This window comes from Sphaerisporangium flaviroseum (assembly GCF_039537005.1).
Classification (GTDB): Bacteria; Actinomycetota; Actinomycetes; order Streptosporangiales; family Streptosporangiaceae; genus Sphaerisporangium; species Sphaerisporangium flaviroseum.
Genome location: NZ_BAAAZR010000011.1, coordinates 25,627 through 44,996, shown reverse-complemented (window position 1 = coordinate 44,996; position 19,370 = coordinate 25,627). Strand labels below are relative to the sequence as shown.

Genomic DNA, 19,370 nt, shown 5'->3' with positions numbered 1-19,370 from the left:
ACAGGCGGGCATGCCCTACATCTCCCGGATGTACGACGCCGGCGCCCGGCACGTAGGAGGCGAAGGCGTCTACCGGCCGGTTTCCTGGTCCAGGGTGTCGTGGCTCGAGCGGTACTCCTCGTCGGAGACCGGGCCGTGCCAGTGGGTCTTCCCGTTGGCCGTCACGGCGATGTGGACCAGCGTGGCGTCGGCGGTGGCGCCGTGCCAGTGCCTCTCCCCCGGCTCGACGTGCACCCAGTCGCCCGGCCCGATCTGGGTGCCCTTCGTCTCGCCCTCGCGGGTGATCACCCCGCGCCCGGCGATGACGTACAGCGCCTGCTCGCCGTCGTGCGTGTGCCACCCCGACCGGGCGTGCGGCTCGTACGAGAACCGCTGCGCCCGCAACCCGTCGGGCCGTACCTCCTCCAGGATCCTGGTCTCCCAGACCCCGCCGGTGAACCTCTCGGGCCCCGGCTTGGTGGCCCTGACCTCACCCTCGCCCACGAACCTCATCGCGACCTCCCCTGTGAAGACCCACTCGACCCGCGCGACCGCGCCTGGTCCAGTTAACTTGATCTCCACTTCCCGGTGAAGACCGGATCGTCACACCGCGCGGTGGTACTGGTCCGGCCAGCGACGCTCGGCGCCCAGCTCGCGCGAACACCCTGCGGCGCCGCGATCTCGATGCCTTGTTCCCCAGGCTGCTCGACACCGTCCTTCGCGCCGACGCCGCCGAGAGCGACCGCCTCAGCTGAGCCCTGACTCCGGCCCGGGCTCCGATTCCCCGGCCGGCGGGCATCCGTCACCGGCCGTACGCCCCATCGCACCCGTGACCATGGCCCGGGCCAGCGTGCGGGTGAGTTCCGGGGTCACCTCCTCGGGCGGGCCGGCCGCCAGGTTGAGCAGCGCGCCGCCGAACAGGGTGACGAGCGTCTGGACCTCCTCGCGGGTGGTGGCCAGGCCGAGGTCGCGGTGTTGCCTGACGGTGAAGTCCAGCGTCGTCCGCGCGACCGTGTCCAGCGCTCGCCGCAACTCGGGGCGCCGGGTCGCCTCCAGGTTCAGCTCGTAGATCGCGAGATAGCGGGCCCGGTGGGCGGTCGCCGAGTAGTGCAGCGAGCCCGCGATCAACTCGATGAGCCCTCCGGTGTCGATCGGCGCGCCGGCCAGGCCGTTCGCCTCCCGCATGTCCGCCTGGTGCAACTCGACGACCCGTTCGGCGGCCGCCCGCAGGAGGGCGTCGCGACTGCGGAAGTAGTTGGAGGCCGTGCCCGCGGGCAGGCCCGCCCGCTCGTCCACCGCGCGGTGGCTCAGGCCATGGATCCCGGACCGGCCGAGCACCTCGATCGCGGCGTCGGCCAGAGCCTGGCGGCGTCGCACGTTCGGTGGTGGAGGCACCCCGCCAGCTTACCAAGATGGCGATAGTACTATCATCGTAGTACCAACCGGATACTGCCTGGAGGTCGTCGTGCGGGTGCTGGTCATCGGAGCGGGAGTCGGCGGCCTCGCGGTCGCCCGGGCGCTGGGCGCGGACGGTCACGAGGTCACCGTCTTCGAGCGCGCCCCCGGGTTGCGAACCACGGGCGCCGCGCTGACGCTGTGGAGCAACGGCACCGGCATCCTCGCCGAGCTGGGGGTCTCGCTGGAGGGGGTCGGCGCGGCGATCGACGTCCTCCAGCAGTGGGACGCGCATGGCGGCCTGTTGATGAGCGTCGACGTCGCGCACGCCGCCGGCACGTACGGGCACCCGCACATCTCGCTGCCCCGCCGCAGGTTGCTCGAACGGCTGGCGGACGGGCTCGCGCCCGGTGTGATCTCGTTCGGGAAGGCATGCACCGGAATCGGCCAGGACGGCGCCCGGGTGCGGGCGCAGTTCGCCGACGGCACCTCGGCCGAGGGTGATCTGCTGATCGGCGCCGACGGGCACCATTCCGCGGTCCGCGACCACCTGTGGGGCGGCGACCCCACCGAGCCGAGCGGCTGGGCCACCTGGCAAGGACTCGGGCCGGTGCCGATCGACGTGGTCACCTCCCGGCGCGGCCTGATGATCGTGGGCAGGGAAGGCCTGTGCGGCCTGATGCCCGCCGGGGAGGGCCTGCTGCAGTGGTGGTTCGACCTGCGCTGGTCCCCCGGCGACCCGATCCCGGCCTCGCCGGTGGCCGCTCTGCGGGAGCGCTTCGGCGGCTGGGGGGCGCCGGTCGGGGACGTCCTGGCGTCGGTCGGCGACGCCGATGTGGAGTGGTTCCCCCACCATCGGCATCGGGTGCCGCGCCGGTGGGGCAGCGGGCGGGCCACTCTGGTCGGCGACGCGGCGCACACCATGCCGCCGACCCGGGCACAGGGGGCCAACCAGGCACTTGAGGACGCGTGGGCACTCGCCACCGCCCTGCGCGAAGCGCGCGACGTGCCCGCCGTCCTGCGGGAGTACGAGCGGGCGCGTTCGCGCCGGGCGGGTGTGGTCGCCCGGCAGGCGGGGTCGGAGTCCACCAACAAGTACCGGCCGACGCTCGCGAGGCTCCTCCCCGACGTCCTGCTCAGCCGCTACTACACGCGGTGGCTCAAGCGGGTCAGCGACTACCTCGCGACCGAGCCCGCCTGAGCCGACATCAACGCGTCACCAGAGTCGCTCTTGCTAAGCGGGCGATCGTGGGCAATTATTTTCATCCAATCGCCCATGCGTGAAAGGAATGATTGTGGCCGGAGGTGCGCTGGGCCGTATCCAGACGGAACTGCCAGGCCTGCCGGAGGCCCTGCGACGCGTGGGCCAGGCCATCGTCGCCGATCCGGCAGGCGCCGCCGGGTCGACGATCACCGCTCTCGCCGAGCTCAGCGGTAGCTCGCCCGCGACCGTCACCCGGTTCTGCAGGTTCTTCGGCTTCACCGGATACGCCGAGTTGCGCGTGGCCATCGCCACCGAGACCGGCCGGGCCGCGCAGGCGCACTGGGGCGTCAAGGTGGGACGCGAGATCGGGCGGACCGACCCGCTCGACTCCGTGGTCGAGGTGATGGCCATCGCCGACGCCCGGCTCATCCAGGAGACCGCCGCCCAGCTCGACCTCGGGGTGGTCGGCAAGGTGGCCGACGCGATCATCGAGGCGAACCGGGTCCTGCTGTTCGGCGTGTCCGCCAGCGGCGCGGTGGCGAGCATGCTGGAAGGCAGGCTCCGCCGCATCCGGGTGCCGTGCTGGAGTTTCACCGACCCGCACGACGCGCTGGCCGACGCCGCGCTGCTCGGGCAGGGCGACGTGGCGATCGGCATCTCCCATCGCGGGCGCACCCGCGAGGTCCTGGAGTCGCTCGACGAGGCCGGGAGCCACGGCGCCACGACCGTGGCCGTGACGTCCTTCGCCCGCTCGCCGCTCGCGGAGTCCGCCGACCTGGTGCTGACGACCGCCAGCCGGGCGACCACCTTCCGGCCCGGCGGCCTGGCCGCCGTGCACTCACAGCTGCTGGTCCTCGACGTGGTGTACGTCGTGGTCGCGCAGCGCACCTACGAGCGCGCCAACCAGGCGTTCGAGCTGACGATGAGGGCCGTCGAAGGCCACCGCGTGGAGAGGAGCTGAGACGATTGGACATCAGTGCCGCCGGCTACGTCCAGAAGGCCGAGAGGCTGGTGCGCGACGTCGCCACGAGCCAGGCGGCGGCCGTGGGCGAGGCCGCTGACCTGCTGTGTGCCTGCCTGCGCGGCGACGGGGTGATCCAGGCGTTCGGCTCCGGGCATTCCGAGGCGATCGCCATGGAGATCGCGGGCCGCGCCGGCGGGCTGGTGCCCACCAACCGGCTCGCCCTGCGTGACCTCGTGCTGTACGGCGGGGAGCCGCCCAGCGTGCTCGGCTCCCCCGAGCTGGAGCGCGACCCGTCGATCGCCCGCCGCATCTACGAGCTCGCGCCTGTACGGCCGCAGGACGCCTTCGTCATCATCTCCAGCTCCGGGGTCAACGGCTCGGTGGTGGAGCTGGCCTCGATCGTCAAGGAGCGCGGTCACCGGCTGGTCGCCCTGACGTCGGTGCGGCACAGCACCGAGATGAAGTCCCGCCACCCCTCCGGGCTCAAACTCCTCGACCTCGCCGACGTGGTGCTCGACAACGGGGCTCCGTACGGCGACGCGATCATGCCGCTTCCCGAGGGCGGCACGTTCGGAGCGGTCTCCACGATCACCTCGGCCCTGCTCGCGCAGATGGTCATCGCCGAGGTGGTCAGGAAACTGCTGCAGGCGGGAGAGGTGCCGCCGATCTACCGCTCGTCCAACGTCGTCGGGGGCGACGAGCACAACCAGGAGCTCGAGAGCCGCTACGCGGGGCGCATCCGGCGCGGCGGCTGATCGACCGCAGCGCCAAGGCCGGGCGCGAACCACCGCATTGCCATCAACGTACAAGAACCACGACCAAAGACCCCCGCATCCCTATGGTGCCCTCGACGAAGAGGGTCACCGGGCGCGGGGACGCTCCAGCCCCCCAGGAGGACTTCATGGCGGACCACTCCTTTTCCCGGCGCGAACTACTGCGCAGCGCCGCTCTCGCGGGACTGCTCGTACCCGCGGCCGGCGCGCTGTCGGCGTGCGCGTCCCCGGCCGGCGGCGGCAACCCCGGCGGGTCGCAGGCGCCGGCGACCGGTGCCAAGACGGCCACCAACCCGCTCGGCATCGCCGAGGACAAGCCCTTCGAGGTGGTGATCTTCGACGGCGGGTTCGGCGACGCGTACGCCCGGGACATCCACCAGCCGCTTTTCACCAGCAAGCACGCCAAGGTCCAGATCAAGCACTCGGCCACCAAGGAGATCGCCAAGACGCTGCAGCCCCGGTTCGCCGGCGGCAACCCGCCCGAGTTCATCAACAACTCGGGGGACAACGCGATGGACTTCGGCGCCCTCGCCCAGGACGGCCAGCTCCAGGACCTCGGCGAGCTACTGGACGCGCCGAGCTGGGACGATCCGAACGTGAAGGTGCGGGACACGATCCTGCCCACCGCCATCGAGATCGGCACCTACGACGGCACCTTCTCCGTGCTCAACTACGCCAGCACGGTGTGGGGCATCTGGTACTCCAAGAAGCTCTTCGACGACAACGGCTGGGAGGTGCCGAAGACCTGGGACGAGTTCACCGCCCTGTGCGAGAAGATCAAGAAGTCCGGCAAGGCCGCGCCGTTCACCTACGCCGGCAAGCACCCGTTCTACATCTACGAGACGATCCTCACGCTCGCCGCCAAAATCGGGGGGGCCGATGTGCTGAAGAACATCGACAACCTGGCGGAGGGCGCGTGGAAGGCCGAGCCGGTCGCCAAGGCCGCGGGCGCCTTCGCCGAGATCGGCTCGAAGTACCTGCTCCAGGGCACTGCGGGGCTGGACCACATCCAGACCCAGACGGCGCACAACAAGTACGAGGTGGCCATGCTGCCCTGCGGGTCGTGGCTGGAGAACGAGCAGAAGGACACGACCCCGGCCGACTTCGGCTACGCCATGTTCCCGCTGCCCTCGTTCGACGGCTCCGACGCCCTGCCGTACGGCACGCTGCACTCTCGGCCCGGTGAGGAGTACTTCGTCGCCGCCAAGTCGGCCAACCCGCGTGCCGGCATGGAGTACATGCGCGCCATGCTGTCGAAGGACGGCGCCGGCAAGTTCACCGAGCTGGTCAGCACGCTGACCGTGGTGAACGGGGCGGCGGAGGGGCGCACGCTCAAGCCCGGCCTGCAGAGCGCCGCCGCGGCGCTGAAGGAGGCCGGGAGCAACGTCACCTACTTCCGGTTCCGCCAGTGGTACAAGGAACTGCACGACGAGGTGGCGGCCGCGACCGGCCAGCTCATGTCCGGCCGGCTGAAGGTCGACGAGTGGGCCGACCGCATCCAGAAGAAGTCCGACGCGATCAAGAACGACTCCTCCGTCAAGAAGTTCACCCGCTGACCCGCGGCCTGTCCCTCCGCCGGGCCGTCTCCGCGGCGGCCCGGCGGTACGGGCTCCGGCCGTACGTGACCGGGGCCGGCCGTACCGGCTCCGGCCGTACGTGACCGAGATCGGCCGTACCGGCTCCGGCCGTACGGCGGCGTGCGTGCGGCGGGCTCCGGCCGCGAGGCGGCCGGGGTGGCGGCGGAGTCACATGAATGCCGGGTCACCCGGGGAAAGGCGGTGAGCAGGATGATGAACGGCAAGATGGGTTTCACCTTGGTGAACAGGACCGGCTTCACCAGGGCCCGGTTCATCGTGGGGTTCCTCGCGGCCCCGGTGCTGCTCTACCTGGTGTACGTGATCTCGCCCTACGCGCAGGCGTTCTACATCGCGATGACCAACTGGCGGGGCGTGAACGCCAACCCTCAGTTCGTCGGGCTGGAGAACTTCGAGCGACTGCTGGGCGACGACGTCTTCTGGACGGCCGTCGGCCACAACGGCCTGCTGCTGATCCTGCTGCCCCTGTTCACCGTGACGATCGCCCTGTTCTTCGCGTTCCTGCTGAACGCGGGCGGATCCGGTGGGGGCATGTCGGGCATCTGGGGGTCGGGGTTCTACCGCGTGGTGTTCTTCTTCCCACAGGTGCTGGCCGTGGCCATCGTCGCGGTCCTGTTCCAGCAGGTGTTCCGGCCCGACAGGAGCGGCATGCTCAACGGGCCGCTGGTGGCCTTCGGGCTGGAGCCGATCGGCTTCCTGTCCAACCCGGACATCGCGTTCTGGTCGATCCTGGGCGTGCTGGTGTGGCAGGCCGTCGGCTTCTACGTGGTGCTCTTCTCCGCGGGCATGGCGTCCATCCCGCGCGAGATGTACGAGGCGGCCCAGATCGACGGGGCCGGACGCGTCCAGCTCTTCGTACGGGTCACGCTGCCCCTGCTCTGGGACACCGTGCAGGTCGGGTGGATCTATCTCGGCATCGCCGCTCTGGACGTCTTCGCCATCGTGTGGGTGATGACGGCCGAGCACGGCGGGCCGGACCACTCCACGACCGTGATGGCCGCCGAGATCTACCGCAACGCCTTCCAGTACTTCAAGTTCAGCTACGCCTCGGCCATGGGCGTGGTGCTGTTCTTCTTCACGGTCGCCTTCGCGGTGCTGGCCATGCGCCTGTCGCGTCGCGAGCGGATCGAGTTCTGAGGGGGCGACGATGGTCTCGCAGGTGGAAGTGGAAAAGGTGACGCTCGGCCGTGAGGCGGTCCGCGAGCAGCGCAGGATCCGGCTCGGCCCGCTGTCGGGGCTGTCCCACCTGGCGCTGGTCGTGTGGACGGTGCTCGTCGTGGTGCCGATCGTGTGGACGTTCCTCGCCTCGGTGAAGAGCGAGGACGAGATCTTCGGCAGCGCCTGGTCGCTGCCGGCCAGGCTGCGCTGGGACAACTGGGCCCGTGCCTGGGACAGCGCCCACGTCGGCCAGTACATGATCAACAGCGTCGTCGTCGTGGCGTTCGGCACGTTCGGCACCATGCTGCTGGGCTCGATGGCGGCGTACGTGCTCGCGCGATACCGGTTCCGCGGCAACCGGGCGATCTACCTGCTGTTCGTCTCCGGGCTCGCCTTCCCGGTCTACCTGGCGCTGACCCCGCTGTTCTTCGTGGTCCAGAACATGGGCACCATCCCGCTGATCGGCCAGTTCATCGGGCTGGACACGCGTGGCGGCCTGGTGCTGGTGTACATCGCCTACTCACTGCCGTTCACGGTGTTCTTCCTGTCGGCGTTCTTCCGCACGCTACCGGGGGCGGTCGCCGAGGCCGCGTTCGTGGACGGGGCGTCCCACAGCCGGGTGTTCTTCCAGATCATGCTGCCCATGGCCAAGCCCGGCATCGTGAGCATCACCATCTTCAACGTGCTCGGCCAGTGGAACCAGTACCAGATACCGCTGGTCCTGCTCAGCGGGCAGTCGAAGGACAAGTGGGTGCTGACGCAGGGCATCGCGGACATCTCCACGGCGGCGGGTTACGACGCCGACTGGGCCGCGCTGTTCGCGGCGCTCAGCATGGCCATCCTGCCCATGCTGATCGTCTACACGATCTTCCAGCGCCAGATCCAGACGGGCCTCACGACCGGGGCGCTCAAGTAGCCCGCCCTCTGCGGTCATCCGTGGAGGCGGTGTTTCATCTCCGCCTCGTAGACGTGGCGCCGCCCGCCCACCAGCTGCGCCCGTATCCGCTCCTCCACGTCGAGGAAGCAGCGGCGGTACCCGTCCTCGTACTCCTCGACGATCTGGAACGTCCACCGGCCGGCGAGCACGTCACGGCCCAGCAGTTCCTCGCACACCGCGTCCGCCTGGTCGGCGTGTCCCGCGGCTCGGAGCAGCTTCACCGCTTCCTCCAGCTGCAGATGAGCACGCCCGGTGAGCTGGTGGAACGCGTAAAGGTGACCACGCGCCCGCTCGGCGGTCTCCAGGGCCTCCGACAACTTGCCGACCGCTTCGACGGTGGTGTCGTCCACCCCGTCGGGGCGCCGATGGCCCGGACGGGAACGATCATCGCTCATGCGGTGACCCCTACCCCGTACGAGCGCCCCAATCCCGGCGCCGTACCGCGGAGGCCCTGCGCTCGTCGGGATCGGTGCCACCCCAGATGCCGTGCTCCTCGCGGCTGTCCAACGCGTACTCCAGGCAAGGCGTCCGCACAGGGCAACGGCGGCACACCGCTTTGGCAAGCTCGTGCTGGAGATGGCCGGGCCCCTTGGCCGAGATCGGGAAGAACAGCTCCGGATCCTCACCGCGGCAGGCGGCACGACGCAGCCAGGATATGGCGGGCATGACGGTGTCCTGGATGACCATAGCGTTCCCATAGGAGTGAGTGACCGTAATCGCTTTGTGCTTCCTGCCGAGGAGTCGCGTGCCCGCTCTGATTGGGTTAACACGGCTTTAGGGGATAAATTTGCCAAGCCCTTTTTGCCGTTTAGGTCATGACTTCTGTGCCCGATATGTACGGCCCGATACCGCGCCTCCCGAGCGGCGGCAGGTCCCGTACGTGACACCGGCCGCCGGACGGGCCGGGCCGGCGTGCGCGTGGCGGCGAGGAGGGGCATGATGCGGTGAGGGACGTGTCCTCCTCTGCCGCTCGACCCCCTGGAGCCAAGCCCGTGCCGGACGCCTTTCACCGATGGAGCCGACGGCGCGGCCGGCCCCGTCGCCCTGTCCGGGCCCCCGATGACGAGCTGATCGTCTCCGAGCTCTACCGGGAGTACCACCAGCCTCTGCTCGGCTTCGTGTCCCGGCTGACGTTCGGCGACATGCAGTGGGCCGAGGACGTGGTGCAGGAGACGATGATCAAGGCGTGGCGGAGCGCGGACGAGCTCGATCCCGAGGTCCCGTCCCTGATGCCGTGGCTGGCGACGGTGGCGAGACGTATCGTGATCGACGACCGGCGCCGCAAGGACGCCCGGCCCGCCGAAGCGGGTGACGCACCCTTGGACGGCGTGCCGATGCCCGACCAGACGGAGAACCTCCTGCGTCAGGTGGTCGTGTCGGAAGCTCTGAAGTCGCTGTCGCCCGCTCACCGCGAGATCCTCAACGAGACGATCCTTCGGGACCGGTCGGTGAACGAGGCCGCCGCGCTGCTCGGCATCCCCGTGGGCACGGTGAAGTCCCGGGTCTACTACGCCCTCCGCGCCCTGCGTGTGGCGCTGGAGGAAAGGGGGGTGACGACGTGACCGCACAGGTCCAGCACACCGACGTGGGCGCCTACGCTCTGGGGCTGCTCGAAGAGGCCGATCGCGAGGCGTTCTCCGCGCACCTCTCCGCGTGTCCCCCCTGCCTGGCCGAGCTGGCGGAGCTGAACGGCACGGCGGACGCGCTGACCGGCGTCGAGCCCGTCGAGGACGACGGCCTCGACGGCGGCACCCAGGAGGTCCCCGCGCAGGTGATCGAACTGGTCCGGCGGAGGAAGGCGGGTGACCGGCGCGCCCGCAGGAGGACGCTCATCGCCGGCGCCGCGGCGGCCGTCGCCCTGGTGGCCGGCGGGGCCGCCCTGGGCGCCGTGGTCTCCGGCGGCGAGGGCGCCATGCCCTCTGGCCACCTCGCGCACGGTCCCGCGGAGGCGCTCTACCGGCAGGGCACCCCGGTCTCGGCGACGGGTGCCTCGGGAATCTCCGGCGGCCTGGTACTGGAGGCCAAGGACTGGGGGACCCACGCCGCCCTGGAGCTCAAGGGGGTGAAGGGACCGCTGGAATGCGAGCTGATCGCCGTCACGGCAGAAGGCGAACGACGTGTCGTCACCGGCTGGGCGGTCCCGGAAAGGGGATACGGGGTTCCGGGGTCCCCGGAACCGCTGTACGTACACGGTGGCATCGCGTTCCCACCGGGCGACATCGACCGGTTCGAGGTCAGCACGACCAGTGGCCGGAAGCTGCTCGTCGTCGATATGTGACCCAGCAGTTTAACGCGCCGTCCCGGCCCGGCCATCATCTCCGAACTGTGCATTTATACCGATTCGCGAATTGAACCTCTCGCGCTTTCGGGCCCGTACAAGGTGCGTACCGACACAACAGGGTCGGTTACCGCATACCAATGAGAGGTTCACCATGTTGAAGCGCGCTTTCACACTCCCCGCCACGGCGCTCGCCGCGGGCCTGCTCGCCGCCTCCCTTGCTCCGGTCGCCGCCCAGGCCTCCGCGCAGGCCGACGCCGAGCGGACCGCGCCCACCTACTTCGCCGCACGCCTCACCGGGAAGAACGAAGTGCCCGTCAAGGGCGGTCCGGCCGTGGGTGACAAGGACGGCAGCGCCTTCGCCGTCATCCGCGTCAGTGGCAACCAGGTGTCCTACGCCGTTCGGTGGAAGGGCACCGCCACCCCCACGGCGTTCCACATCCACAAGGGCAAGGCCGGCGTGAACGGCGACGTCAAGATCGGCTTCTTCGGCGAGGCGCTGCCCGGAAGCGCGAAGGCCGTGACCGGCACCGTGAAGGTCGGGGACGACGGCCTGCTGTCGGGGATCAAGAAGAACCCGAAGAACTGGTACTTCAACGTCCACACCGGCGAGTTCCCCGGCGGCGCCGTGCGCGCGCAGCTGTACCGGCTGCCGCACGGGATCAACCTGGCCTCCATCCTCGCCGACGGCACCCACGCCTCGCTGAAGGCTCTGGCCAGCGGCAAGCAGGAGGTGCCCGCTCCGGGGACCAAGGTCGGCGACCCCAACGGCCGCGCGGAGTGGCTGTTCGGCATCAAGGGTTCGAAGCTGTACTACGCCACGATCTGGAACAAGCTCGACCCGGTCACCAACGGCCACATCCACCGGGGCAAGAAGGGCACGAACGGCCCCGTCGTGGTCGACCTGTTCGCCGACGCCAACGGCCTGCCCGCCGGAGTCACCGGCATCGCGGGCTCCGCGCCGGTGAAGCGTGACATCGCCAAGGGCATCCAGAAGAACCCGAAGAACTGGTACGCCAACCTGCACACCACCAAGTTCGGCGGCGGCGCAGTACGCGGCCAGCTCTCCCCCACCCACAACTCCTGGTAACAACCCCATGCCACTCACCTCCCCGCGAAACACCAACGCCGGATCCTGGTAGGCGACCCAGCCCACCTCCCCGCGAAACAACAACACCGGGACCCGGCAACAGCCCCAGCCCCCACCACGACACATGCCCCTGGTACAGCCGCAGGCCATCCACTTCCCCGCGAAACAACGACGACGCCCGCCGTACGGAGCAGCTCCGGCGGCGGGCGTTCGCCTTTGCGCAGCTCAGAAGGTGGGCTGTACTCAGGTCGTGACGTCGTGGTCCTCCACGTCGTCATCGTCGTCGCCGGTGTAGAGGGTGTCGTCCGGGGAGCCGGGCGGGGCGTGCCGACGTGGGGTGAACCCGAGCAGATCCCTGACGAGCTCGTCGTTGCCCGCGTACCCGGCGTCGGCGTCGAAGACCTGCGCACCGTCCCACAGCGCGAGGATCGTGGAGACCGTACGCAACTCGCTGTCGTGAAGCAGGTCGTAGTGCGCGACCATCGGCACGGTGGGATACGTGCACCACAGATCATGGCCCGTCATGAACAGATCGAGGTCGAACCGCACGGTCAGCCCGAGAAGCTCGGGCTTGTAGTTGTCGTCGATGCCGGCGAACGCCTCGTCGAGCGCGATCACGCGGGGGCACGACGCCAGCCCGGAAGAGTAGAGCGCGTTGGCCGCGGCGAACAGCGGCAAATGGATGGAGGCCGACTTCTCCCCGCCGGACATCTGCGAGTGCTTCGCCCGGGTCAGCCGGACCTCCGGCTCCCCGCGGCGGGCCATCAGCAGCTCGAAGGTGTACCAGGAGCGGTAGTCGAGAACTCCGGCGAGCGCCTCCTTGTAGGTCGCGCGGGAATTCCTTCCCCGGTAATCCCTGATCAGCTGCCGGAGATGCCCGCGGAGCGTTGAAAGCCCTTGATGCCCGAGCGCGGCGGTGTCGCGCACCAGCAGCGCCGCCACGGCACGCTGCCGGTCGTCGATCTTGTCGGACTGGACCCATCGGATCCCGATCGTGGTCCCCGAGGACATGGGTTTGGACCGCGTGTCGGCGTTCATGCCCCGGACCAGTTCCTTCGCGGCGACGACGCGCGAGTGGATCTGCTGGGCCAGCCCGGTGAGCAGCTCATCCTCAAGGACGGTGCGTTCGCGGTCCTCCAGGAGCACGCCCTGTTCCTCCGCCCGCTCGGCGACACTCCGGGCGAACGCGGACACCGGGCCCCGCCCGTCGGCGTCGATGACGTGGACGGTCAGCACCGCGCCGGGCTCCCAGTCGAGCCGGTAGTCCTCCTGGCAGTTCTCCAGGGCCGCCTGGAAGTCCCGCAGGGCGTTGGAGACACGGTCGAGCGTGCTTTTCAGCGTGGCGTCGGTGACCGCACGCCCTCCCCGGGTGGCCGAGTCGTACGCGTCGATGATCGCGAGCGCGTCGCCCGGCAGGGTCGCGCGGACCGCCTCCAGCGGATCGGGCGGCGGATCGGCGAGCATCAGGTCGGCGACGCTCTTGCCGGTCTGCTCCGGCCCCTGCGGGTGGTCCTCCAGCGGCCAAGGGGTGGGGTCGGTGACGCCGACCAGCGGGCGAAGGTCGGCCTGGGTGTAGGGGAGGAACTCGGCGATCTGCTCGGTCATGCTCACGAACGCGCCCGTGAGGGACTCACGACCGTGTTCGAGATCGGCCCCGGCGAGCACCTCGGCCTCCCGTTCGGCTGTCGCGCCGCGGTCCTGCTCATCGCGTATCGCACGCGCCTGGGCGATCAGATCCTCGGTCTCGGCGATCTGCCGGAGCACCTCCTTCAGGTCGGCGTCGAAGGTGCGCTCCAGCGTCTCCAGCCGCTCGGCCAGCACCGCGTGGGCCGCCTCGCGGGCGCCGACGGCCGCCTCCCCCTCGGCCTGCTCCTGGCTCAGCCGTTCGATGCTCTCCTCGCGCTCCACGAGGTCGGCCCGCGCCGTGGCGGCCTTCTCCCGCTCGGCGCACAACGCCTCCGCCGCGCGCAGCAGGTCGTCGAGAGACTGTGCGACGGCGTCCACCTCGCGCGGGTCACGGGGCATCACCAGCTCGGCCGCGGACTGGCGCAGCCGCCGGCTCGCGGCGCCCACCTCGGCCACCGCGCCGTCGGCCTGCTTTCTCTCCTCGTCGAGCCTGGCTCGTGCGACCGCGAGCCGGGTGGCACGGTCGGCGACCGCGCGCGCGGCCGTGACGATGAGCCCGGTTTCGGGCAGCTCCTTCCTGGCCCTGCCGAAGTCGGCGACGAGCCCGCCGAGACGCTCGGTCTCCTCGGCCAGCGCCTTCCGGGTCTCGGCGTGTGCCGCGATGAGCCGGTCGTACTCGGCTACACGGAGCAGGCGGCGAGCCGCCCGGTTGGTGGCCCCGATGTACTCCGCCGCCGCCTTGGGCCGCCGGCCGAGGTGGGGGCCGAAGCCGAACCGGGCCTGGGTGCTGACGGTGGTCGTCGTGGGCGTCGCCGAGGTGAGATCGTCGCCTACCGCGACGGAGCGCAGGATGGCGTCGATGACACCGGTGGGGACCATGTCCTGGTCTTCGGCGACCAGGAAGTCGGCCAGGGTCGGGCCCTGGGGCCGCCGCTCCTCGGGTACCGCCACCAGGTAGGCGTCGGCGCCCCCCTCGGCCAGCGCCGCCACGGTGAGGTCGGGATCGGGATGGATCCAGGCGGTGAGCAACCCCGCCCCGTACAGCGCGCCCTCGATGCCGGCGGCGGCGTTCTCGTCCACCCCGTCGGCGAAGCGGACGAGCCTCCACAGCGGCGCGCCCGGCCGCCCGTCACGAGCGGCCGTACGCAGGTCGTTGCCAGGAGGCGCGTCGTCACGCTCGGCGGCCACGGCGTCCCGCTCGGCGCGCAGGTCTCTCAGCACGGCGGCGACGCGAGCGTCCTCGGCGCCGGCACGGGCTCTGGCCTCGATCGCCTCGGCGTGACGCTCCTCCGTCAGCTCGCCGAACACCTCCGGCAGCCTCCGCGCGCCGTCGTCACCGATGCGGCCAAGCGCCTCCTCCATCACCCTCAGATCACCAGGCACCGCGACCACCGAACCCCCGGCCCCCCACCCCAGACCACCAGCCGTAGCCGGCCGGCGGCCGGTTGTGGTGGGGGCCGGTTCTCCGGTGGTCACCCATCGGTCGGCCCACTGCGTGAGCCCGTCCAGTGCGGTGCGGCGTGCCTGGTCGAGCCGGTCCTGGGCGGTGGACAGCTCGGCCTCACCGTTGGCGACCGCGCGGTCGGCGTCCTGGACGGAGGTCTCGGCACGTCTCCGCTTGGCCTCGGCGGCTTCCAGCGCGGCGAGGTGGGCGCGCACCGTCTCAACGTCACCCCGCCGGGCGGTGGTCCTGGCCCTGGCCCTGGCGAGGTTCTCACGCGGCGGGGCCGCGGCGATCTCAGCGGCGTCGGCGACACCGGCCCGTCCGGCGGCGTCCACCATCTCGTTGAGGTGCCGGTCGGCTTCCGCCTTGGCGTCCCTCAGCCGCTCGGCCACCTTGCCGGCCTCGGCGCCGAGCTTGGCGACGTGGGCGCGCACCTGGTCGAGGCGCCGGCGCTCCCGGCTGATCCCGGCCTTGTCGTCGGCGATCTGGCGGCGCAGCCCGTCGAGCTCCCCTCCGGCCCGGTACGCATCGTGCTGTTTCAGCGCTGCCAGCCTGCCGTCGTATCGCGCCAGCTCCGCCTCGGCGGCATCGCGCCGGGCCGTGGCGTCGGCGCGGGCCGCGCGGGCGCGGCGCAACTCGGACGCGGCCTGGGCGATACGGGCGGCGCAGCCCGCCGACCCCTCCAGCCGCTCGCCGATGCGGTCGAGCTGGTGGCGGACATGAACTCGCAAGTAGGCGCCGTAGTGGACCAGGAACTCCTTGACCGCGCCGTCGGCGAGGCTGAGGTCGTCGAAGAGCCTCTGCACCGCGGCGAGGTTCTCGAAGTCGCGCGCGGCCTGCTCGACGAGGACCGGGTCGACCGGGCTGAGCCCGGAGCTGAGGGTGTCGGACACCTTGTCGGGGTCGAGGTCCTTGGCGAGCAGCGGGCGTCGCAGCGCCAGGAGCAGGTCGAGCAGCTGGGCGTAGCGCTCCTTGCCGAGCCCGAACAGGCGGGCGTCCACGGCCGAGCGGTAGTCGGTGGCGGTCCGGTAACGGGCGCCGGGCTCCAGAACCGCTTTGAGCTGCTTCTCTGTGAGAGGTCGTGAGTCGGCGGACAGCAACCCGAAGTCCACGCCGATCCGCCTGCCGGTCACGAAGAACGACGGCGTCACACCGTCACGGTGCCGGTGCGCCCGCAAGCCGATGATCAGCGTGACGGCCTCGCCTCCCGCACCCGCCTCCCAGCCATCGACACCGGCCGCCCCACCACGCCCCGCCGACCCATCAAGCTCCCGATCGCCTTCTCCGTCCTCCTGCTCCCCCGGCTCGGTGGGCTCGGCGTACTGCGGGTCGGAGTCGCGGGCGAACTCCATCCATACGTAGCCGTATTCGGCTTCCTGGCCGCGGTAGAGCAGGTTGGACTTCATGGTGCGGTTCTCGCCGCTGAAGGGGTCGAGGCGCCGGGCGTCGCTCACCCCGTCGAGCACGAACGGGAACAGCACCTCAAGCGCCTTGGTCTTGCCGGAGCCGTTGTGCCCGCGCAGCACGAGCCGGCCGTCGGCGAAGACGAACTCCTCATCGACGTAGTCCCAGATGTTGATCACACCTGCGCGGGACGGCTTGAAGCGGCCGGTTGCGGGTGTCATGAGCGGGAGTCCTCCGGAAGAGACGGTGAGAGGTGCAGGCCGAGCTGGGCCTCGCTGCGGCGCCTGTCGGGCAGGGCGAGCGCGATGTTGCGGTAGCGGGCGAAGGCGGGGAGCAGCAGCACCCCGCCCGGATGCCGGCGCACCAGGCGGAGCTCGGCGAGGAGGGTCACCGCGGCGTCCAGCAGGCCCTCGGGATCATGCTGCCAGGCGCTGGAGAACGAAGCGGCACCCAGCTCTTCGTACAGCTCGCCGAGCATCGCCGTCAGCCGTGCCTGTTCCACGAGGGCGGTCTCGGGGGATGGCGTGCCACCGGCGTGCGGCTCCGTCACGGGAGGCGGAGCCCAGGCGAGCTCGCGGACGACCCCGGACCGCGGGAGGGCGGAGTCGATCCGGGCCAGCAGGTCACGCTGGTCGTCGGCATCGCGGGGCGGCTCCAGGAACGTCACCGTTCGACGCTCGTCGGGGTCCTCCAGCAGGTCGGCCATCTTGCCGAGCAGGAGGCCGGCCGCCCGGTTGACGGCCCCGCCCCGGCCGGGGAACGGCTTGTCGGTGAAGCGCCCGCCGGGGTCGGCGAGCATGACCCCCTCCGCCCGTCGCTCCACGGCCAGCCCTGTCAGGCGTGCGAGGTCCGTCGCGAGGCCGGGATGCCGCAGGGCGTCGGCGACCTCGGGCTCGACCTGGGCGAAGTAGACGACGGGCTGCTCGACCAGGACGCGCCTGGCACGGCGCGCGGCGTCCTCGGGACGCGCCCGGCTCGCGCCGCCGGAGGCGAAGCCCTCCAGCAGGCCGGCCGCGCTGGTCAGGTGCTGCACCGGGCGCGCGGGCCTGAACAGGATCGCGCAGATGTCGTGGTCGATGTCGAACAGGGCGTCACCCCGTTCGGTGTCGTGTGCCCAGGCGTCGAGGGAACCGTCGGAGAGCCGCAGGGCGCCACGCTCGACCAGCCAGTCGAGGCAGTCGACCACCGCGGCCTTGTGCGCGCCGATGGTCGGATCGAAGCCGAGCCCTTCGATCGCGTTGGCGGCCGGGGCGAAGGCCCCGACGAGGTCGGCGAGGCTGATCTCCACGCGGGAGCGCTGGAACAGGGCCAGCACCAGGCACAGGTAGGCGAGGCGGCGCCGGTCGAACGGCTTGCCCTTCTTCGCGAACAGGTGGCGCTGCGTCTCGTCGAACGCGTCGAGCCGGCGCACCACCCGTACCTGCCGGGTCGTGGCGATCACGGTGTAGCCGAACAGCTCGCGGAAGTCGCGGGTGAGCTGGTCGGCCCATTGCAGGACCTGCTCCAGCGCGCCCGGGCGCGGGCGGGCGGAGGTGATGAGGTCACTGGTCAGGGCGAGACGCACGGCCTGCTGGTAGGACCCGAGGTCACTCGGCAGGACACCGGCCGCGACCCCCCGCCCTCGCGCCACCGCGCCACGCCCACCGGCCGCCCTCATCGGGTCACCCCACCGGCACCACCCGGCCGGGAAACCCCCGCACCCGCCGCCCCGGAATCCTTACCCCGCTCCGGCGCGTCGCGCGGCACGTGTTGGGCCGGGCGTAGGTCGAGTCTGAGGCCGGGGAGGTGGAGGAGGCCGTGGGGGGTGCGGATGGTGCTGCCGGACGGGTCGGGGATCAGGCGGACCGTCATCACCTCGTTCGCCCCTGACGCGTCGTGCAGCCGGCCCGCGACGACGGTGCGGGCCTCCAGCGCCCGCGTGAGGAGCCTCAGCACCACGCGGGTCTGCGTCTCGTCGAGGGCGCGCCCATGGACCCCGGCCTCCATCAGCCCCTCGGCGGCCTGCCGCTCGGCGGCCCGCCCGGTCGCCTGTCGCCGGCGCAGCTCGCCGCGCATGCCGGCCCTTCTACGGACCGGCTGCGGGACGCCCGGAGTGGGCGCCTTGCCCCGGCGGAACAGCGGCACGGAGATCTCCACACCGGGCGCGTCCCACCAGGTGGAGCGGACGGAGATGACGTCGGCGTCGTCGTGGGCCCCGCCGAGGTGCCGTGCCGTGCGCGCGTTGAAAGCCGCGGTCATCAAAGCGTGGGCGGCGCCCTCGTCGGGCACGTTGAAGACCCACTCGGCCAGGTGCCGGAGCTGGGTCGACCGGTTGACGCCGCCCCGCTGCGCTTCGGCGATCTGCCGGAGCAGCGCGATGACGCCCGACACGCCCGTGCGGGTGGCGGCGCGCAGCTCGGCCGCGCGGGAGGACTCGGCGCCGTCGGCCGCGAACCAGGCGCGCAGCACCGCCCAGCGGCGGCGCCAGTCTTCGAGCCGCTCGCCGCGATCCATGAAGAGCCGCTCATCGGCCACGGCGGCCCGGCTCAGCAGGGTCTCCACACCTGTGCGTTCGACATCGCGCACCGCCTTGTCGAGGCGGGGCAGGTAGCGGTCGAGCTCGGCCATGAAGTCGGTCATGTGCGAGAGCAGCGTGTTCTTGTAACGGAGGAAGGTCTCGGGGGAGGCGTCGGTGGAGCGGGTGATCTCCCCGAGGGTCAGATGGAACCGCGCGGACCGGCGCGCCATGTCCTCCATGACGGTGTCCAGACGGGACAGCCTCCGCCACACCTGCTCGCCGTGGCCCGACCGGTTGGCCGCCGCCAGCGCCTTGAGATCCTCCAGGATGTCGGAGAAGACCAGCCGCGACAGGTTGGCATCGCGCAGACGCGCGGCCAGCACCTCCTCGACCGCGGCGAACGCCTGGTAACCCAGCTCGCTGAACTGGTAGACCGACTGGCGGTTGCGATATCTCACCAGGCTGCCGGCCCGGGACGCGTCTTCGAGCCGGTGGACGACGCCGTCCTCGGCGAGCGCGTCGAGCCGCGACCGGAGGTTCTCGTCGGCCGAGGGAGCGTCGCCGTGCGCCTCGCCGAGCTCGGCGAGCACGCGGGCGACGTCGTCGGGGTGGGCCTGAAGCTGGTGGACGGCCCGGAGCCGGTCCATGGCGCGGAGCACCCAGAGGTAGACGAGGTGGTCGTCGCGCCGGGTGAAGTTGAACAACCGGAACCGGTCGCTCACCGCGAACGCGTCGAGGTCGAACGCGCGCGACCCGCTCGTGACAGCTCTCTCCGACATCCCCACTCCCCCGGCCGCCCGGAAGGCCGCTCGGAAACGACCTCAGGCGGCGATCAGCACCCCTACACGGGGAGAAGGCACCAGGCCCGCCTCTCCCCGGAACCTCGCCACGCTCATGGCGAGCCACCCCGTGCGAACACAGGATCGATCACCCCTATGGATACACGAAGATCGCACCTCCATGGCCGACACGTAGCGTGCCTGTGGACAAACGCGATGTGCTCCACAGGTCCGCTCATCCACTCAG

The 19,370-nt window shown here is 70.9% G+C and carries 16 protein-coding genes; 9 read left to right on the top strand and 7 right to left on the bottom strand.

Features of this window, described 5'->3' with window-relative positions:
* Nucleotides 1–69: 69 nt before the first annotated feature.
* Nucleotides 70–492, bottom strand: a complete 423-nt coding sequence (locus tag ABD810_RS22245; RefSeq protein ID WP_344943530.1) for a cupin domain-containing protein — start codon at nt 490–492, stop codon at nt 70–72.
* A 234-nt stretch (nt 493–726) separates the two neighbouring features.
* The gene (locus ABD810_RS22240; protein ID WP_344943527.1) at nt 727–1,374 is read right to left on the bottom strand and encodes a TetR/AcrR family transcriptional regulator; all 648 of its coding nucleotides are present in this window, start codon (nt 1,372–1,374) and stop codon (nt 727–729) included.
* A gap of 70 nt (nt 1,375–1,444) precedes the next feature.
* Between ABD810_RS22240 and ABD810_RS22235 the strand changes: the two genes are divergently transcribed.
* The 6 genes from ABD810_RS22235 to ABD810_RS22210 all read left to right on the top strand — a co-directional run bounded on the left by ABD810_RS22235 (nt 1,445) and on the right by ABD810_RS22210 (nt 7,984).
* On the top strand, nt 1,445–2,575 hold the full coding sequence (locus tag ABD810_RS22235; RefSeq protein WP_344943524.1) for an FAD-dependent oxidoreductase: 1,131 nt from the start codon (nt 1,445–1,447) through the stop codon (nt 2,573–2,575).
* An 88-nt stretch (nt 2,576–2,663) separates the two neighbouring features.
* The gene (locus tag ABD810_RS22230; RefSeq protein ID WP_344943521.1) at nt 2,664–3,539 is read left to right on the top strand and encodes a MurR/RpiR family transcriptional regulator; all 876 of its coding nucleotides are present in this window, start codon (nt 2,664–2,666) and stop codon (nt 3,537–3,539) included.
* Nucleotides 3,540–3,544: 5 nt separating this feature from the next.
* Nucleotides 3,545–4,297 carry a sugar isomerase domain-containing protein gene (locus tag ABD810_RS22225; RefSeq protein ID WP_344943518.1) on the top strand — a complete coding sequence of 251 codons (753 nt, stop codon included), beginning with the start codon at nt 3,545–3,547 and terminating at the stop codon, nt 4,295–4,297.
* 146 nt (nt 4,298–4,443) lie between these two features.
* Nucleotides 4,444–5,871 carry an N-acetylglucosamine/diacetylchitobiose ABC transporter substrate-binding protein gene (ngcE, locus tag ABD810_RS22220; protein ID WP_344943515.1) on the top strand — a complete coding sequence of 476 codons (1,428 nt, stop codon included), beginning with the start codon at nt 4,444–4,446 and terminating at the stop codon, nt 5,869–5,871.
* A gap of 231 nt (nt 5,872–6,102) precedes the next feature.
* On the top strand, nt 6,103–7,047 hold the full coding sequence (locus tag ABD810_RS22215; protein ID WP_344943589.1) for a carbohydrate ABC transporter permease: 945 nt from the start codon (nt 6,103–6,105) through the stop codon (nt 7,045–7,047).
* A 10-nt stretch (nt 7,048–7,057) separates the two neighbouring features.
* Nucleotides 7,058–7,984: a carbohydrate ABC transporter permease gene (locus tag ABD810_RS22210; protein WP_344943512.1), complete on the top strand. Its 927-nt coding sequence runs from the start codon at nt 7,058–7,060 to the stop codon at nt 7,982–7,984.
* A 14-nt stretch (nt 7,985–7,998) separates the two neighbouring features.
* Here ABD810_RS22210 and ABD810_RS22205 read toward each other — a convergent pair whose 3' ends face one another.
* Nucleotides 7,999–8,400: a hypothetical protein gene (locus ABD810_RS22205; protein ID WP_344943509.1), complete on the bottom strand. Its 402-nt coding sequence runs from the start codon at nt 8,398–8,400 to the stop codon at nt 7,999–8,001.
* Nucleotides 8,401–8,410: 10 nt separating this feature from the next.
* Nucleotides 8,411–8,662: a WhiB family transcriptional regulator gene (locus tag ABD810_RS22200; protein ID WP_425566936.1), complete on the bottom strand. Its 252-nt coding sequence runs from the start codon at nt 8,660–8,662 to the stop codon at nt 8,411–8,413.
* A 335-nt stretch (nt 8,663–8,997) separates the two neighbouring features.
* Here ABD810_RS22200 and ABD810_RS22195 point away from each other — a divergent pair, with 335 nt between their 5' ends.
* The 3 genes from ABD810_RS22195 to ABD810_RS22185 all read left to right on the top strand — a co-directional run bounded on the left by ABD810_RS22195 (nt 8,998) and on the right by ABD810_RS22185 (nt 11,373).
* Nucleotides 8,998–9,567 (top strand): sigma-70 family RNA polymerase sigma factor, encoded by a 570-nt coding sequence (locus tag ABD810_RS22195; RefSeq protein ID WP_425566935.1) that lies wholly within the window; start codon nt 8,998–9,000, stop codon nt 9,565–9,567.
* The gene (locus ABD810_RS22190) at nt 9,564–10,283 is read left to right on the top strand and encodes an anti-sigma factor family protein (protein WP_344943502.1); all 720 of its coding nucleotides are present in this window, start codon (nt 9,564–9,566) and stop codon (nt 10,281–10,283) included. Before ABD810_RS22195 ends, ABD810_RS22190 begins: the two co-directional genes overlap by 4 nt.
* Nucleotides 10,284–10,437: 154 nt before the next feature.
* Entirely contained in the window at nt 10,438–11,373 is a 936-nt protein-coding gene (locus ABD810_RS22185) for a CHRD domain-containing protein (protein ID WP_344943499.1), read from the top strand.
* A 243-nt stretch (nt 11,374–11,616) separates the two neighbouring features.
* Here the strand turns inward: ABD810_RS22185 and ABD810_RS22180 are convergent, their stop codons facing one another.
* From ABD810_RS22180 to ABD810_RS22170, 3 genes are read right to left on the bottom strand one after another with little or no spacing between them, the layout of a single operon-like run.
* A complete protein-coding gene (locus ABD810_RS22180) occupies nt 11,617–16,068 on the bottom strand; it encodes an SbcC/MukB-like Walker B domain-containing protein (RefSeq protein WP_344943496.1) in 4,452 nt (1,483 codons plus the stop codon).
* Nucleotides 16,065–17,504 (bottom strand): DUF2398 family protein, encoded by a 1,440-nt coding sequence (locus tag ABD810_RS22175; RefSeq protein ID WP_344943494.1) that lies wholly within the window; start codon nt 17,502–17,504, stop codon nt 16,065–16,067. The genes ABD810_RS22180 and ABD810_RS22175 overlap by 4 nt, the downstream gene beginning before the upstream one ends.
* Nucleotides 17,501–19,123, bottom strand: coding sequence for a TIGR02677 family protein (locus tag ABD810_RS22170; RefSeq protein ID WP_344943491.1), 1,623 nt, complete (start codon nt 19,121–19,123; stop codon nt 17,501–17,503). The genes ABD810_RS22175 and ABD810_RS22170 overlap by 4 nt, the downstream gene beginning before the upstream one ends.
* Between the last annotated feature and the right edge of the window lie 247 nt (nt 19,124–19,370).